15 protein-coding genes are annotated in these 16,023 nt (G+C 45.7%); 7 read left to right on the top strand and 8 right to left on the bottom strand.

Features of this window, described 5'->3' with window-relative positions; all coding sequences use genetic code 11:
- Positions 1–36 precede the first annotated feature (36 nt).
- Together JI741_RS26670 and JI741_RS26665 are read left to right on the top strand one after the other, a co-directional pair.
- A complete protein-coding gene (locus JI741_RS26670) occupies positions 37–459 on the top strand; it encodes a MauE/DoxX family redox-associated membrane protein (RefSeq protein WP_202014812.1) in 423 nt (140 codons plus the stop codon).
- A gap of 130 nt (positions 460–589) precedes the next feature.
- A complete protein-coding gene (locus tag JI741_RS26665; protein WP_202014810.1) occupies positions 590–841 on the top strand; it encodes a DUF6520 family protein in 252 nt (83 codons plus the stop codon).
- 55 nt (positions 842–896) lie between these two features.
- Here the strand turns inward: JI741_RS26665 and JI741_RS26660 are convergent, their stop codons facing one another.
- Genes JI741_RS26660 through JI741_RS26645 form a run of 4 tightly spaced genes read right to left on the bottom strand, consistent with a single transcriptional unit; the run spans position 897 to position 7,297 of the window.
- Positions 897–1,301, bottom strand: a complete 405-nt coding sequence (locus tag JI741_RS26660) for a response regulator (RefSeq protein ID WP_202014808.1) — start codon at positions 1,299–1,301, stop codon at positions 897–899.
- Between the two features lies 1 nt (position 1,302).
- Positions 1,303–2,673 carry a RagB/SusD family nutrient uptake outer membrane protein gene (locus JI741_RS26655; RefSeq protein WP_202014806.1) on the bottom strand — a complete coding sequence of 457 codons (1,371 nt, stop codon included), beginning with the start codon at positions 2,671–2,673 and terminating at the stop codon, positions 1,303–1,305.
- 43 nt (positions 2,674–2,716) lie between these two features.
- Positions 2,717–5,905 (bottom strand): SusC/RagA family TonB-linked outer membrane protein, encoded by a 3,189-nt coding sequence (locus tag JI741_RS26650; RefSeq protein WP_202014804.1) that lies wholly within the window; start codon positions 5,903–5,905, stop codon positions 2,717–2,719.
- Between the two features lie 42 nt (positions 5,906–5,947).
- A complete protein-coding gene (locus JI741_RS26645) occupies positions 5,948–7,297 on the bottom strand; it encodes a TlpA family protein disulfide reductase (RefSeq protein WP_202014802.1) in 1,350 nt (449 codons plus the stop codon).
- Positions 7,298–7,871: 574 nt separating this feature from the next.
- On the opposite strand from JI741_RS26645, the gene JI741_RS26640 reads away from it, so the two are divergent.
- The 4 genes from JI741_RS26640 (at position 7,872) to JI741_RS26625 (ending at position 12,626) form a co-directional block, all read left to right on the top strand.
- Positions 7,872–8,405 (top strand): helix-turn-helix domain-containing protein, encoded by a 534-nt coding sequence (locus JI741_RS26640; protein WP_202014800.1) that lies wholly within the window; start codon positions 7,872–7,874, stop codon positions 8,403–8,405.
- Positions 8,406–8,766: 361 nt separating this feature from the next.
- A complete protein-coding gene (locus JI741_RS33160; RefSeq protein ID WP_369411869.1) occupies positions 8,767–9,123 on the top strand; it encodes a MerR family transcriptional regulator in 357 nt (118 codons plus the stop codon).
- Positions 9,124–9,654: 531 nt separating this feature from the next.
- Positions 9,655–11,802 (top strand): AAA family ATPase, encoded by a 2,148-nt coding sequence (locus JI741_RS26630; protein WP_202014796.1) that lies wholly within the window; start codon positions 9,655–9,657, stop codon positions 11,800–11,802.
- Positions 11,802–12,626, top strand: a complete 825-nt coding sequence (locus tag JI741_RS26625; protein ID WP_202014794.1) for a retron system putative HNH endonuclease — start codon at positions 11,802–11,804, stop codon at positions 12,624–12,626. Before JI741_RS26630 ends, JI741_RS26625 begins: the two co-directional genes overlap by 1 nt.
- A 117-nt stretch (positions 12,627–12,743) precedes the next feature.
- Here the strand turns inward: JI741_RS26625 and JI741_RS26620 are convergent, their stop codons facing one another.
- The 3 genes from JI741_RS26620 to JI741_RS26610 all read right to left on the bottom strand — a co-directional run bounded on the left by JI741_RS26620 (position 12,744) and on the right by JI741_RS26610 (position 13,972).
- Positions 12,744–13,079 carry a helix-turn-helix domain-containing protein gene (locus tag JI741_RS26620; protein WP_202014792.1) on the bottom strand — a complete coding sequence of 112 codons (336 nt, stop codon included), beginning with the start codon at positions 13,077–13,079 and terminating at the stop codon, positions 12,744–12,746.
- 97 nt (positions 13,080–13,176) lie between these two features.
- Complete coding sequence (locus tag JI741_RS26615) at positions 13,177–13,455, bottom strand: hypothetical protein (protein WP_202014790.1); 279 nt, start codon at positions 13,453–13,455, stop codon at positions 13,177–13,179.
- 307 nt (positions 13,456–13,762) lie between these two features.
- The gene (locus JI741_RS26610) at positions 13,763–13,972 is read right to left on the bottom strand and encodes a hypothetical protein (RefSeq protein WP_202014788.1); all 210 of its coding nucleotides are present in this window, start codon (positions 13,970–13,972) and stop codon (positions 13,763–13,765) included.
- 400 nt (positions 13,973–14,372) lie between these two features.
- Here JI741_RS26610 and JI741_RS26605 point away from each other — a divergent pair, with 400 nt between their 5' ends.
- Positions 14,373–14,990 carry a P-loop NTPase family protein gene (locus JI741_RS26605; RefSeq protein WP_202014786.1) on the top strand — a complete coding sequence of 206 codons (618 nt, stop codon included), beginning with the start codon at positions 14,373–14,375 and terminating at the stop codon, positions 14,988–14,990.
- Between the two features lie 461 nt (positions 14,991–15,451).
- Here the strand turns inward: JI741_RS26605 and JI741_RS26600 are convergent, their stop codons facing one another.
- Positions 15,452–15,961: a M23 family metallopeptidase gene (locus JI741_RS26600; protein WP_202014783.1), complete on the bottom strand. Its 510-nt coding sequence runs from the start codon at positions 15,959–15,961 to the stop codon at positions 15,452–15,454.
- Positions 15,962–16,023 lie beyond the last annotated feature (62 nt).

Genomic DNA, 16,023 nt, shown 5'->3' with positions numbered 1-16,023 from the left:
TATTAGGTAAAGAGCACTAAACTAAACTCTTTGCCAATGCACCGGACGATATCCACGGGAGCCCTAGCCGCCATTCTTGTGATACTGTTTGCCTATACGGCCTTCAGTAAGTTGTTGGACGTTGAGACTTTCAGCGATCAAATGCGCAATCAACCCTTGCCATCGTCGGTCACTGCGGCTCTTGTTTGGATTGTGCCAACCGCCGAGCTGGTGGCGGTAGTATTGCTCATCGTAGAGCGACTACGACGATTTGGCTTTCTTTTATCTTTTTTGATACTGCTCACCTTTTCAGTTTACACGGGTCTTGTTCTGGCCAGGCGTTTTGCCTTTATCCCGTGTTCGTGTGGCGGTATTTTTAGGACCTTGTCTTGGGAGGCGCATTTGATTGTGAATGTCATCTCCATGCTCATTGCCTTTACGGGCTGGTTGATATTAAGAAGTACACCCAAACATCATTGACTTGCTGGTAAGCGCTCGGTTGATCTCCGGGCACAGGGATAAGCCGAAAACCTGAAAGAGAGTAGGCGTTATTAGAAACCGTAAACGGTTTGTTGCTTTTTGAGAAACGTTAAAAAAGCATCCAAAAGTTATGAAACGATTTATTTTGAAATTCCTTCCCGCAGTTGCTTTTGTATTCGCTGCCGGCGTCGCCGTGGTGGCCCATGGATCTGTCACTCGCCCGGAGGGTGTGCTGAAAGCCAAGATCAATGGAACCTGGCAACCGATCAGTGAGGGCCAGGGAAATTGTTTGACCAGCGCAGACGAGTGTAAGGCTCGATTCAATGCGCAAAACCAGATGATCCAAGGTTCTCTGGTTCCGGGCACGTATGTTTCGCAGTAGTCAACCTAAACTGTGAGTAAAAAAGCATGGAGAGAAATCTCCATGCTTTCTTTTTTTACGGAAACTCCTGCTTAAATACGGCTTCAATTTTTTCCATCAAGATGGGCTTAGAGAAGAAATAGTCAATGCCCAGGGCATGCGCCTGATTGATCTCGACCGGGTCGCAGGTTGAGGAAAACATAACGGTGAGCATCTTTAACCCTTTCAGACAATCGATCTCCATTGCCTCGGTATAAAACTGAAATCCATTCATCACCGGCATGTGAAGATCCAGCAAGACGATGGTGGGTACGCTCATCTGACCACTGCACGCATGATTTAAGATTTCGAGTGCCTCCTGACCGTTGTATGCACTGTAAATCTTATTGATGCACGAGTAGGTCGACAATACTTTCTTGCTTAAGTAATGCACCAGGGAGTCGTCGTCTACGATCATCACGTTTCGTTGTTGCATCGCCATGCTAGCGCGGGTTTTGCTCTACATCCGAATTCTGTATCTCCTGGTTGGGTAGGGGAAAGGCATACCGAAGATCATTTGGCGGTAGGGTATAGGTTACGCCGTTGATGACCCTGGACAGCGTGACAGCGAACTTTGAATCTTTCCCGAGCCTTCTCAGATCGCTCCACCGCGAGGTCCGAAACGCGAGCTCTTTTTGCCTTTCCTCCAGGATGATGCCGAGCAAGCTGCCTGGATTTGTTTCGGTAATGGGGATAAACATGCCGGCAACCCACCGCTTTTCCAGCAACGCGTTCAAATCCTTCCGAGCGCCATCGCTATTGCCCTGCCTCACCCGACTCTCGGCGCGTATCAGATAGACTTCATCATTAGCAATCCCACCAAAGAAAGGCGAGGACCCTGTGTAGCTTCCCTTAAAGGAGTAACGATTCGGGCTGCGCAAGCGGAAGAACATCGTCTTGCGCAGGTCCTTATCATTGTAGGATGCATAAAGCGTGGTGTCTGCATAAATGTTTGAAAAGACTGCATAGCTGTACAAAATCTGCTGGCTATGAAAAAGTATTTCGTCATTCATGCGGGGGATGGGACGAAAGTCATTGGGATTTAAGGTGTTGTAGTCCAACAGCACACTGTTTAATGCCAGCGCCTTTGATGCATAGTCTTCGGCCTCTTTGTAGTGCGCCATCGTGAGGTGAATCCTGGCCAGCAAAGCATAGGCGGCGGGCAGCGTTGGCCGCGTCTTGTATGGTGAATGAACCGGTAAAAAGTCAAGGGACAGCGTCAGGTCTTCCAGGATTTGCGCATACGTCTGAGCCAAAGTGGCCTGCCTCGCAGGCGCATTAACGTTGGGAGAAAGACGGATCGGGATTCCAAGCGTCGTCGCCGCATCCTTTTCCGTGTAGGGCAACGTAAAATGGTCGGTGAGTTGATGAAGCGCATGCGCCCTGAAAAAGAGCGCACTACCCTTTAAACTTTTCCACTGCGCTTCGCTTGCCGGCGTCACGGCAATCTTTTCAAGCCCCTCCAGCACGACGTTGGCATAAAACACCTGCTGATAGGGGATATTCCAGTCGTTGCATGGCTCCCCGTTGTAGGTGTCCTTTGCCCAGATGTAGGTATTTCGCTCCGTGGCGGTGAGCAGTCCCTTCCATCCGTTGTCGGTGGTGAACGCATCATCGGAAGCAATCATGCCGATGGCTGGGGTGATGTTCATCACGCGGTCGGCGTTGTCGAGCAGCGCCTGAAAGTCTTCCAGCGTCTGCGGCACCACCAGGGACTTGTCTGGCTTTTTATCCAGGTAATCTTCGCTGCAGGCGAAGGCCAACAGCACGGTTAACACGACCAGAAAGGCACGGAGATAGGGGTTGGTTTTCATAGCGTACAATTTTTAAAAGTGATGAGAGAAATCAAGTCAGTAATCAGAATTCAATCCTTACTCCGGCGGCAAAGCTCCGGACCGGTTTCATTGTGGGATAGTCCGGATCCAGGGCGACGTCCGTTGCCTTCCAGAGTATCCCCAGGTTATTGGCATAGAGATAAAACTGTACGTTGCTGAACGGGAGCCTGGCCAGCGTAGCCCTATTAAGGGTGTAGGTAAGGTTTACATCCTGCAACCGGACATGATCACCTTTCTCCACCAGGGCCGAAGAATTCAGATAGAAATTGTCACGGTTTATATCGATAAATTCGGGCATGGACGGAACGCTGGTGAAAAGCTCGTCGCCAGGGTGTTGCCAGCGCGCGCCATAGTCTGCATGGTCCACGCTACCGCTCAGGACATTGGCGTAACGAACGGAACTTCGTTTGAAGTAATACCCCAGACGATAACTAATATTGACAGAGAGTGAAAAGTTTCTCCAGGAGAACGTGTTGCGTACTGAACCGAAAGATGTCGGTCGTGCCGAACCATGATACACGATCGACTCCGGCGTAGACTTGCCGATGATGGCGGCATAGTCGGTACTTTCTACCCCTTCAACATAACCTTTGGGATTACCCTCCGGATCGAGTCCCGCCCAGTCAAAGCTATAGATGGCAAAGAGCGGTTTATCTTCCAGGGGATAGGAAACCAGCGCGCTTCCGCTTCCGGAATAGACATAGTTCGTCGGCGCGGCCTTGATCTTATAGGAGGTGACTTTCTCAGTCAAGTGACTGAAAAGAAAATTTGTTGTCCACTTGATCCCACGATTGATGTTTTGTGTGTTGAGCACCAGGTCAACGCCGCTCCCGCGTGTATTGGCATTGTTGCCTCGGAAGACAGCGACTCCTGACGAGGGCGGAAACGGCGAGGAGCCAATCAGGTTCTTACCCCATTTGGTATAGTACTCAATACTGCCACTTAGCGCCTGGTTCTTGGTTTCGAAGTCTATGCCCGTATTCCAAATGCGCACTTGCTCCCATTGCAATTCCGGGTTGGGTGGATTAAGAATGGTGCTGTAGGGAAGACCGGTGAGGGAGTTGTAGCCCAAACTCACCGCGGTGGTGTAGGCCGTCACCGATTTATCAATGTTGCCATTGTAGCCGTAGGTGGTCCGAAGCTTTAAATAGGGCAACCAGGCAGTATCCATAAAACCTTCGTTGGTTGCCGTCCATGCGAGCCCCACCGACCACAGGGGTACACCCCGTTGGTTGGCTTTCACACCGAACAGGTTTGACATATCCTTGCGTCCACTGGCGGAAAGCGTGTATCGGCGTTTATAGGTATAGGCCGCATTCCCGTAGTACGAAACAAAACGATCGGTCAAGGACTGGACGCCGTCATTGTTTGGTATGGAGTAGTATTGATACACGTTATTGTACAGCGGAAAAAACGTGGTGTAGTCGACTCGTTGCGTGGTGGCCAGTCCATTGTTGTAGCCGTAATAACGAAACGTATTTCCATCGGTATTGAGCTCCTTGACTTCGTATCCACCCAAGGCATGCACATCATGGTCGTCCCACGTTTTGCCAAAGTTTAGCTGGGCACGGAAATTATAACTGGAAGACTGCACATCGTTTGCATCCAGGATGCCGCTTGCCGGAATAGGCCGAACGAGATTTCCATCGGAATCGACCTGTGTGAATTTGTTGATCTGATCGCGCGTGACATAGGAATCGATCGACTGATTGTTGCGCATGGCGTTGCTACTGTTCCAATACTGATACAACGCCTCTGCACGTAAGGAAGAGGTGATTTTATAGGCTAGCCTCGCATTGAGTCGTAAATCATTTACGCGTGAGGTATTGTCGGCATAATTAATTTCATCGAGGGGAGTGTATTTCCAGTTCAACAGACCATCGCTTTGCGCCTGCTCCACAAAACCAAGCCGATAGTCTTTTACGACAGAAAGATTATTTCCTGCCCCGTCCTTCAGCTGAGCATACGGATACAGCGGCGATGCTGAATCAAAGCGCAGATTGGTCAGTCCCTCATTCTTCTTTTCTTTCCGTACTTCCGCATAGTATGCCCCGAGGCTTACCTCCAGCTTATCCTTCATCAAAGACCAGGCGTTGCTGGCATTGAGCGTAAACCGGTTAAAGCTATTGCCCACCAGGCCCTCCAGGTTCTTATCAAAACCAACCGATACGTTATAGCGATTGTGCGCTGACCCGCCCTGTATACCGAGGGCATACTGCTGGTTTGTACTATTGCGGTATAAATATTTCTCATAGTCATTTCGCACGTCAAGTCCGCGCAAGGCATCGAGCCTTTGGTCCAGCGTTTGATTGTCCAAAAGCCCATCGCGATGGGCGATCATGAGCTCCACGGCGGGCGTCAGGGGCGCATGGCTATCAGAAGATTCGGCGCTTTCATAAAAGCCCTTAGCAAAAAGAGATTTTTCCACGTCTAAAAAATCCGAGGTTGACATGCGCGGCACATAAAACATATCGGGCCGTTCTGCCACCGTAACATTTGAATTGAAATACACGTGAGGTGCCAGGTCGCGGACTCCCTTTTTGGTTGTGATCACAATCACCCCATTCCCGGCACGCGCTCCCCAAATGGAGGCTGCCGCCGCATCCTTGAGGACGGTGATGCTTTCCACATCGTTGGGATTGATGTTCGCGATGTCTCCATCGTAGGGGAAATTGTCAATGACAATCAAGGGACTCGCATTACCGAAAATCGTACTCCGACCACGGATGCTGATGTCGGTGGCTCCCTCGACATTGCGGTTGAAGATTAATCCACTGGTGACGTCTTCAAGTCTGGATAGCACATCTGTACTGACGCGGCGATTCACCAGGGTATTTTCAATTTGCGCAAAAGATCCTGTCGCGCGTTCCTTGGGCACTTGTTCATAACCGGTGGAAACGATCATCACTTCCTCCAGGGTGGCAATATCTTCGACAAGATTAATGTTAAGTTCAGCCTCAGTGCCCACAACAACTTCCTGTGCTGCATAGCCGATAAAAGAAAAAATAAGCACATCTTTTTCGCGGACATTAAGTGTGTATTTGCCATCGGAATCCGTGGCCGTCCCTTGCGTGGTTCCTTTGATAATGACATTCACTCCAGGCAACGGCTGCCGGTCTCCCGCGGAGCGTACGCGGCCTTCGACACGCATCTGACAAAGCGCATCAATGCTGCCGCAAAAAAGAAGAAAGACGAGTAATAGATTTTTCATAGGTATAGGATTTGGTTAATGAGTTCTGATAAGGGGTTTAGATCATGGCGCATCGCGGATGACCAGCATGTCAACCTCCTGCACACGCTCCACAAGATCAAGGTCGTATGCTGCCAATGCACGGCGGATATCAGCCACGTTGCTTAGTGTCGCATCAAGCTTGATGTCCACGTTGCCTGTATAGCCCGTGTTATCGATCACAGGTATTTTAAGATGCTGGAGGTAATAATTAAGCTGGGTTACGAGGAAACCGACGCCCGCGTTGGTGAAGGAGAGTCCAAAGCCGTCATCCGAATTTTCGGCTACGCTCCCCCGGGACTTTATCTTATCTACAGCCGATGTCCTGACAAGCGCCAGTGTAGGCACTGCCCGTTTTTCGACCACCGCTTGATACTGTGGAAAGAGCCGCGTCATATCCTGACGCATAATTTCGAAGACATGCGTGGACAAATGGGGAGGTACGATGAGCTCGTAACACCAGGAGTTGTTTTTCAACCACGCGCGAAACGCTTCGCCTTGCGCGCTAGAAACAACATTTTCGGGATGCTTGACCTCCAGCACGATCCGACTCCTATTAAAATAGCGCGTATCGTCACTCCACGCCAGGGCAAACATGAATTGTATCCATGCGTTGGGCATACTGACGCGGGTAATGCGACCTTCACGATCGCGGATAATATCATAGCGGGGTTGAACGCCTTCGAGGTAGCCTGTGAGCAGCGACTGAAAAACTACGTCCTGTTTTTCCATACCGATAGACTGGAATGACAAGGGCTCATCCGGTGTGTAGGGTACAGCCACATCATCCCGTTTCTCCGCCAGCGAAAGCGGCGACTTGTCCAGCACTTTACGAATGGTCGCGGCATTGACATCCCGGTGATCCGTGATGGCCACCACCGTGCCCGCAGGATCAATCCATACATAATGCGGGAGTTCATGGTGAGGAAAAAACTTGATCAGCGTCGTATCACCAGTGGCCATGGGCAAACGAATGCCCTTCAGCTTCGGCGCCCTGTTGAGCAACCGCTCTACTTCATTTCGTCCCTGACGGGTCACGGGCAGAAATTGAACATCGGCAGCAAACGCCCGTTGCAACGAATCAGACTTGGGCATCATGGCCACACAAGGCGAGCACCAGGTTGCCCAGAAATCCAGAATGAGGAGCTTCCCGCGAAACTCACCCACAGAAGCCTGGCCGGTAGGGTAGTGGAGGATATTTCGAACAATGATATCGGAGGGCAGCTTATCGCCAATGGCGAGTGCCTTTTGCGTATAGCCCACCGTGTTCACACTAAGACAAAGAGTAAGGACGGCAACGAAGATGCCCAAGGTTCCCAGGAACGGCCGAAAATAAAGACATGGCGGTGCCCAGAAGCATAATTTTGATTTCATGCTCAAAGTATTAGTTGAAAAAAGAGAAACAGGAAAAGAAACTGATAAGGAAAACAGCCACAAAGGCCACAAGCCCGATGCTGGTGATGCACCGGCACGCAGAAGAGTATAGCCGTGCCGGGCATGCACCAGTGGGCTAACCTAACTCAGCTTGGAGGACGTTTACAGAGTAAGAAAATTCGTTCTGACCGACTCATGTTTTAAACTGTTTAAACAGTACAGAAAACTATGAGCGTCTAAAGGTGTAAGCAAGAATAACCAGTAACCAAAAAATATGGCGTGGAACCCAACTTACCGTTATCGAGGTACTGGTATACCATGTCACGAATAAGTGGGCCCACGCCAATGGCGTGAGCACCTCACTTATTGCCTCGTGACGTTAAGAAAATTACCAGTTTTCGATAACGAGACGCTAAGTGCGAATGCTTCAATTTCTTGAGGATTCGCTAATATAATCTTAATGCAATTATACTCCATCCTTCTAAAAGGTTGGGTAAGCAAATATAAAGCACATCGGCGTTAATATCCAATTTATTGGATAAAAATAGATTATTTAAGCGATCACATTGCTCATGTGAGAAAAATAGAAAGGAAGGAGAGCTTAGTTCGATTCGGAAAGCGCTTAAAGGGGATTAGAGAAGCCGCCAATGTTACTCAAGAGCAAATTCACTACGCAACAGGAATAACCCAGCCATACATTTCAGCGGTCGAATCGGGTGCATTAACAATAGGACTATCTCATATTGCTGTACTGGCGGAATTTTTTGGGTTGGAGGAATATGAGCTGTTTCAATATAAATCCCAAATTCCGGAGCCGGACCAACTAAAGAAGAATATTACATCTTTTCTAAAAAGGAACGACATTGATCCGTCGACCTTTCTTAAGAAGGGGCTCACCCATTTGTTAAAGGGCAAGGTACTGTCATCTAAGTTTTTCACCACACCAAAGTATACAAGTGAAATCAGGTCATTTCTATATGAGAGATTCGATGCAAATTTTACTACGACAGCGATTTCGCAAGCTTTAGAAAATCTACGAAAACAGGGACTCGTTGACAAAATAGCCACAGATAAGAAATCCAAATTTCAATATAAAAGTAAAGAATGAAATCGCTCCAGTACTCGATTTTTTGCTGTGGAGTTTCATCCGTCGTTTGAACCACATATATCGGTTCGAATCCGCTCGAGACCTCTAAAAACCTCGAATGCTGCATGTATTCGAGGTTTTTTTATGCCCTTGGAACACCATTAGAATTTTTTTCTCCAGACATCGCTGATAGATGATTGAATTTAAGAAATATTTTGAATTCAAATGAAATTCCGTGAATAAGCAATGGCGGGTCTATGATTATCGCCCGGTGTTTTTCAGACTTAACAAATTAGAGCAAACACAATCATTTGCGAAATATTTTCAGTGATCTCGTGGCAAATGATCTAGTTTGTCATTGGTTGCTATTTTGAGCCTTCATATGGGCAAACTTCGAAGTATGCAGTTCGTTTTAAATAGAAGTTTATTTTCAAACGAGATGGATTTACGAGAGCAATTTGTACGGGAAATTTTTGAGACCTATCTTAAAAATGTCATCTCCAAAACTATCCCTACCGCTATACGAAATGCGCTAAAGGAAAGTAATATTTGTCAACGGCAGGAATTTGTCTCGATCAAGGAAGCATCAAAAAAATATGATGTGTCTACCAGGACGCTATACAATTATCATAAGAGAGGATATATCACGTTGCGCAGCACCGAAGGGAAAACATTTGTTTCTGTTATTGAACTTGAAGACCATATAAAGAACCATCCAATTCCCAGAAATCCTTGGTAAGCGTCTTAACTGGGCAAAAGCACCTATTTCATTCACGCTGCCGAAATCAAAGCACACATAACGGAACATAATGTTCCGTTTACTAGGCATAAGAAGTCACTCCGGGTTTCAAACCCTGAAACCTTAAATCAATAGGGGACCCTAGCATTGTATCAACTTAGTTTGCGGTCCTAGGGCTATGGGAATAGAGATTAATAAACTATATTCGTTATAGAGCCCATCGTGAAGCTTATCCTATGATAAGTGCATGATGGGCTATTTATTTTAGTTGATTTTAGGCTCCAACCAGGCACATCGCGAGCAAGATTTAGGGAGTTAAAATCAAGTTGGCTAGTTAGGATTTTCCGGTTGAACGTAGAGGTGATCCGCGAAGGACGATTTTATCTCGGATAAAATTGGAATCCGGACCGGGGGTTTAGCCTAAGGTCGGCATCCTTGATAACTAGGTCTTATTTGAAAATAGAGGCAGTTCCAGTTGATACGCCGACGCCTCGTTGACATAGAATTTAACTACAACGAATTTTTCAAGGTATGATCAAGCTCGAAAGAACAAATCCTCCGAAGGTATTGTCCAATGCAGATTTTAATAAAGAGAGAAAAAAGATTGCTCTGTTCTACAAGGAAATCGACACGCAGCGCAGGTACAGCTTCAGTTTCCCGTTCAGAGGGGAGATAGGCAAGGAGCTGTTAAAAATTTCACATAACAAATGTTCATTCTGCGAGAACTTCATATTGGAAGGTATGGACGCCGATGTCGACTGTTTTCGGCCTAAATCGGTGTATTGGTGGTTGGCGTATGAATGGGATAATTTGGTTCCGATTTGCGCTGAATGTCAACGCTACAAGGCAGATGAGTTTCCGGTGAAGAATGTCCTGGACATGGACGAGCTTCGCAGAAGAAAAATTTCGCAATTAAACTTGCTTGAGCAACCGCTTTTGATCGATCCTTTTCTTGAAAATCCGCTGGAGCATTTTGTGTATGATGTTACTCCGCGCGATGGGTACGTAGTCATGAGGGGTGTGACGGAAAAAGGTAAAATATCCATTGAGACTTTCGGATTGAATAGAGAACATCTATTAACGGAAAGATATAGAGTATACATGGCGGCCAAAAGCCTATTCGATGCGAATAAACTTGCTATTGACGCGAAGAATTTGTTTGAGGACAAAAGCCAGCAACTAAAAACAGAGCTGGAAAATTACCTGCTGCAATCCTGGAGTAATATTCTAACGATGGCAAACCGAAGAGGGCGTTTCGCGGGCATGATATTCTATTTGTTTGCCGAGCTTTTAAAAAGACTGACTGAATACCATTCGGCTGTCTTGGAACGACCCATAAAGGAGCCAAAGGATAAAATTAGTATTTCGAAGTTTTTACCGACGAAAATTGAATTATCGAATTTCAAGTCTCTTGAGAACATTGAGTTGGAGCTAAGGTCGGTAAAAGAAAACACCACTGAACTTCTCAATACCGACGCCGCGTCGGAGGATTCTTACAAGGAATCATGGCTTTTACTTTTAGGAGAGAACGGTGTTGGGAAGAGCTCAATTCTTCAGGCAATTGTACTCGCCTTGCTTCCCGATGATGCACGTGCTCAATACCTGAACGAAGATCCCGATATTCTTAGAAACGGTAAAAAAAATGGATACGTAAAAATACATCTTGACAACGGAGAGCTTGTTCACCTCACATTCGACAAAAAGGGCAATGTAAAAAACAATGTTGCTGAATTTAATGACTATCTCTTGGCCTATGGATCGACGCGACTTTTGCCAAAAGGGGACATAAAGCCTGAGGAATCTAATAATCGTATTAAGGTTGGGAATCTGTTTAACTATTCAATTGCACTGGAGAATGCGATTTCGTGGCTGCTTGGTTTGAATGATGATGATTTTGACCAAGCCGGACTGTATCTTAAAGACCTTCTGTTTCTCAAGAATAATATTTCCCGAACAGGCAAAGATGTATTCACCGAGGAAAAGAAAGGCTTCAAAGTAAAACTGAGCTCCTTAAGTGACGGTTACAGGACGTTGCTAGCACTGGCGGTTGACATGCTGAAGGTTTTTGCTACTCAAATGAAAGACAATCGGTATCGCGACATCAGGAATTATGCTCGCGGAGTTGTTCTGATCGATGAGATCGGGACGCATCTACATCCAAAGTGGAAAATGCGAATTGTTACCCGCCTGCGTGAGGCGCTTCCGAAGGTTTTTTTTATTGTTACTACCCATGACCCGCTGTGCCTTCGTGGATTGCGGGATCGCGAAGTTGCCGTGTTGGTCAAGGACGCAGACACCGATAGAATAAGTATACTGGAAAACCTGCCCGCTCCGAACGGACTTCGGATAGATCAAATTCTTACCTCTAAGTTTTTCGGCCTTAGCAGTACCATTGACCCGGAATCTGAACTTTTGTTCGAACAGTATTATAAGCTGCTTGCTATTGCTGAAAATAAAAGAACAGAACAAGACCGGACGGCTATCGATACCTTACAAGGAAAATTGAATGGATTGAAGCAGTTAGGTGATAACCCGAGAGAAGAATTATTCTACTATGCGATCGATGAAATCCTAGCGAAACACAAAAGCGACGATGACTTTAAAATCGAATCACTAAAACCTGAAGTTATTAAAGCGGTTAACAATATTTTGGATCAAGTGACAATTAAACAGGCATAATGATTTCCGTTGAAAGACTTCCAAAGGACCTTGGCTTTGCTTCCAAAGCTTTTCATAAAAAGCTCAAGAATGAGATAAAGAAAGCTACTGCGTATTATGCCGGTGCAATGCCCGCTAAAACTTTTGAATTTTCGTGCTACAAGCATGAGGAGATTAAAAAGCAATTGACAACGCTGTTTAATGGGAAATGCGCGTATTGCGATAGTTCGATTGTTCACATTACCTACGGCGATTCCGAACACTTCCGGCCGAAGTCGATTTATTGGTGGCTGGGATATGATTGGGATAACCTGCTCTTCGCTTGTGAGAAATGTAACCGCACTGCTAAGAACAATCAATTCCCGTTGTATAAAGGGGTAAAAACCAAATGCGCTCCCGGCGATACCAAAGCATTCGACAAAGAAGAAAGCAGGTTTAGGTTGCTAGTAAACCCTTGCCTAGAAGATCCGGAAACTTTCTTTGAATACGATACAAAAAAAGCGATGATCGTTCCTAAGAAAAACTTGAGCACCGATCCGAAAAAATTAGAGATGGCCCGTACATCGATAGATGTTTATGGACTTCAAAGGCATGAGTTGGTAGTCGAGCGACACAAGCACATCATTCTCCTGCTCGCGCAGGTAGACTCTGCAACGACGGCGATAGCGAATTATAATAAAATGTATTCCTATTCGCTATCCATACGGAATTACTTCGAAGCGAATATGGCAGCCGAGGTTAAGAAGCTCTTGGTATACCTTGAGCCGTCACGTCAATATCTTGGCTTGACAAAGCAAATACTAAGAAAATTCTTCAAGGAAAATAGGCTCAAGTGTCCGTTTTGAAACGCCTCTATATGTGAAAGGACCACCTGATGGGCGGTCCTTTACTTTTTGATTTTTGTAATTAGAATTTGATCTTATGCGCAAGGCATATTTATCAATATAATGAAGAGGGGTTCCTCAATTGGTGACCGGCGCAGGAAGTTCCGATTTCGGTTCTACAACATCAGGATAAAGCGCCATTGTCAATTCATTTAGTAATGGTTTGATTTCCCGGACAAGTCGCATTTTATCAGGGTCCGTGATATCCTCTTCCATCGTCGCTTTCAATACTAGTATTTGAATAGGAACATTCAGAGCGACGCAAATCCGTTCCAGAATCTCCATGTCGGGTCTTTTGGTGTCGTTTTCAATTTCTGATAAATAAGATTTAGAAATTTGACTTCGTTCTGCCAGATCGATTTGTTTGAAACCTCTTTCTAATCTTACCGAGGCAATTGTTTTTCCGAGTTTCATAATGGTTCGTATTTATTAGTAAAAAAGTTAATGAGTAGATTTTATAAAAAGAAATATGGAACCCTTAATTCCTTAAGGGTTCCATATCTCGGATTGATTACTTTCTTCGCCAATTTCGTATTTCGGCCATGTCAAAAATTAAAGCCATTTCTTCTTGGCTGAACATCGTCTCAAAATACACGATCAACTCCGCGTTGCCCGCCTTAAAGAGTTCTCTCAATTTAGGTAGGTCGTCGTATAACACGGCATCCATCATTGCACTACACAGTTCAACGAACTGATGTAAACGAATCGCATCATCAGGATTCTTGGTATCCATATTCTGGATCACCTTGTCCTGCAGAGTTTGGAGAACATAAAAGAGTTGAATGCTCATTGGGGGTCAATTTTTTACCTGTCTACACCTTTCAGTCTTGTTCCATGTACAAGTTAACGAATTGCAGCGAATAAAGTTCGCTGTTAGCGAATAAAGTTCGCTTGTTTGTAAATATGCCTTTTTTAGCCGGATTGGGCCTATATTTTTTGGGTATTGTGGCGCTGGTTGGAGATTCCGACCCCATTGACCACTTTGTTTCAGGAGGGCGTGACCAGCTAAAGTTACCCGAGGAGGTGAACTTCGCCTTGGTTTCGAACCCCTTGATTGCAAGACTCGTTTCTGGTAAAATAGTGGCGGAATTGGGTGTTCACGTGATCTGAAAATTGATGGTCAGGGCAAAATGAAAGAGGTGGTCAGCCACTTCGGATTCTCCAGTTATCAACCTGACGGTGAAATTTCCGCTGGACATTTTAACGGTGCTGACGGGCGTCAGCGGCTCGGGAAATCGACACTCATCAAAAGAATCTTTGAATGTATTGCCGCGGAATTCATTCACTGAATCGTAATCACTAATCATTTTTTTAGCTTTTTGTAAAGTCGGTCATTTTTTCTCACCGTTTGTGCGTGATTTTCTTGCGAGGTAAACTATCAATGAGTGTTTGCATTTTGGTAACGGATTGTTTCACGTGGCGATTCTAGCCGCAACATTTCTTGCTCAGCATTTTACGATTATTCTTTCTAGCAGTCTTCTACTATGCTAAAAACGCTGATGTGGCCACCTAGATTGTTGTCAGATAATCAATTCGCAACATGTCAAGGTAAACTAGCGATGGCGGGATTGATAATTTGATTGCGCGACTCAGATTGTAGCATTTTCCTCCCGTACAATTCATTCTTATGGGGCATAGTAAAGTGATAGTCCGTAAGCAAAGTTTCATTTAGAACAGTCAAATCATTTCTAACAAAAAACAATAACTATGGAAAAGTATTTTATTGTTCAGGGTAAAGGTGGAGCGGGCAAGTCGCTGCTTGCTTTTATGCCTGCAGAAAAGTATCAAGACGCAGTGATTCTTGATCTCGATGACGCGATCCAGTCAACTAAACAACAACTAGACCGCGGTACTTTCATGGAGTTTTTTCAAAGTATAGCGGTAGCAGACCACCCGCTCTATATTGCGGATCTAGGCGGAAGTGTTTCTGAGCAGCTGCCCAAATTTTTTGCCCCCAATAGCCTTCAGGGGACCTTGAGTTTGCTTCAGGCAAGCAATATTCATCTCCAACTCGTTTGTGTGGTCGGTGGTGGAAATATTTTTAAAGCTACCATGACGTATCTGGATGAGCTTGTTGCATCTACCCGGGGAGCCATTGAAATCGTTGTTGCTCACAATGGTATGTATCCCTGTACGCCAAGTCAGCAGGAGCAGTTGCAACAGTATGTCTTGGAGCATACGCTACCCTTGATACCCTTTGACCTGGCAGAGGATAAAAACGAAAGCGCGATGCGAAACATAGAGACGGTGATGAAAGACGGCCAAGGACTTGCAAGTGTCAGCCCTTTATATCGATCTATTTCATGGAATCAATTAAAAAACTAAATCTATAGGTCATGGCCATGACTGATAAGGAACGCGTCCAACTAAGGGCATATTCCATTTCATTGCTAAGCCAGTATGGGTTCAGGTTTAGCGAAAATGACCCCGCCCTCCCTGTACAATTTTCGAACGATTTTTTAGAAGATTTGAAACGACTGGCAGGCTTAGCGGCATAATTGTACAGGTTTTCCGGGCTTTTTCAATAAGGGGCAGGCAATGGGAGGAGAAGTTAATAGTGAATGGATTCTCTTTCTCGACGCCTTTGGATCGATCAAATAATACACCGTCATCAAAGAAATTGGAGGAAGAGATTATAAGAAATTCTGAAAGGAGTTGGTTTCTAGATGTTGCGATATGCATTCGAAATCATTGGCCTATTCACCGCGTCGCAAAATAAAGTTGCCGAAGGTAGCGGAATAATCCACTTTGCATTTAATGTAACGGGCTTAATGATCACCGTGGAGTTATGGCTCTATCCACTCGGATGGATTGATCTGACCTTTTTCTGTGTCAAATATTTTGAAATTGAACGGACTTTCAAAAGGGGATGCACGCCCGATGACGGCACCCGTTTCCATATGAACTCCTTCCTTCACGATCACACTATCCATTCGCCCATAGACAGTCATGTACCGGCCATGTCTTAGGATAGCCCAGGTACCACGATCTGATTTGATAATTTTTTTCACCGTTCCAGCCGACACTGATTTCACATTGCAGTGTTTTGTGTACCTGTAGATCTGACAATCCCATTCCACACAGGCATACGAAATTAGTGTCGTTGGTTTTTGGTTCTGACTAACGAAGGTCTCGTCATATCCATCCAGGGGGCGCATGGTGCCTTTCAATGCCTCGAACTGTTGCGTCAGATTTTTTTCATCGAGACGAATGGGAGCGACATCCGCTATGCGAGTGCAGCTTTCTATAAGCAGTAGAAGGGAGATAGACGCTAGCCTAGTTTGATACTTAGTCATAGATGAAGCAGACGTGTTATTCTTTCATTTTAAGTTTGTCCATATAACAAGTGTATTGGTGA

It is taken from the genome of Chryseolinea lacunae, from assembly GCF_016735595.1.
GTDB lineage: Bacteria > Bacteroidota > Bacteroidia > Cytophagales > Cyclobacteriaceae > Chryseolinea > Chryseolinea lacunae.
Note: the sequence above shows the minus strand (reverse complement) of the source record. Positions and strands in the feature narration are given on the sequence as shown.

What these genes read in the sequence shown, in the direction of transcription:
- JI741_RS26670 (WP_202014812.1), top strand. Translation starts at nt 37, where the DNA reads ATGCACCGGACGATATCCACGGGAGCCCTAGCCGCCATTCTTGTGATA.
- JI741_RS26665 (WP_202014810.1), top strand. Translation starts at nt 590, where the DNA reads ATGAAACGATTTATTTTGAAATTCCTTCCCGCAGTTGCTTTTGTATTC.
- JI741_RS26660 (WP_202014808.1), bottom strand. Translation starts at nt 1,301, where the DNA reads ATGGCGATGCAACAACGAAACGTGATGATCGTAGACGACGACTCCCTG.
- JI741_RS26655 (WP_202014806.1), bottom strand. Translation starts at nt 2,673, where the DNA reads ATGAAAACCAACCCCTATCTCCGTGCCTTTCTGGTCGTGTTAACCGTG.
- JI741_RS26650 (WP_202014804.1), bottom strand. Translation starts at nt 5,905, where the DNA reads ATGAAAAATCTATTACTCGTCTTTCTTCTTTTTTGCGGCAGCATTGAT.
- JI741_RS26645 (WP_202014802.1), bottom strand. Translation starts at nt 7,297, where the DNA reads ATGAAATCAAAATTATGCTTCTGGGCACCGCCATGTCTTTATTTTCGG.
- JI741_RS33160 (WP_369411869.1), top strand. Translation starts at nt 8,767, where the DNA reads ATGGGCAAACTTCGAAGTATGCAGTTCGTTTTAAATAGAAGTTTATTT.
- JI741_RS26630 (WP_202014796.1), top strand. Translation starts at nt 9,655, where the DNA reads ATGATCAAGCTCGAAAGAACAAATCCTCCGAAGGTATTGTCCAATGCA.
- JI741_RS26625 (WP_202014794.1), top strand. Translation starts at nt 11,802, where the DNA reads ATGATTTCCGTTGAAAGACTTCCAAAGGACCTTGGCTTTGCTTCCAAA.
- JI741_RS26620 (WP_202014792.1), bottom strand. Translation starts at nt 13,079, where the DNA reads ATGAAACTCGGAAAAACAATTGCCTCGGTAAGATTAGAAAGAGGTTTC.
- JI741_RS26615 (WP_202014790.1), bottom strand. Translation starts at nt 13,455, where the DNA reads ATGAGCATTCAACTCTTTTATGTTCTCCAAACTCTGCAGGACAAGGTG.
- JI741_RS26610 (WP_202014788.1), bottom strand. Translation starts at nt 13,972, where the DNA reads ATGATTAGTGATTACGATTCAGTGAATGAATTCCGCGGCAATACATTC.
- JI741_RS26605 (WP_202014786.1), top strand. Translation starts at nt 14,373, where the DNA reads ATGGAAAAGTATTTTATTGTTCAGGGTAAAGGTGGAGCGGGCAAGTCG.
- JI741_RS26600 (WP_202014783.1), bottom strand. Translation starts at nt 15,961, where the DNA reads ATGACTAAGTATCAAACTAGGCTAGCGTCTATCTCCCTTCTACTGCTT.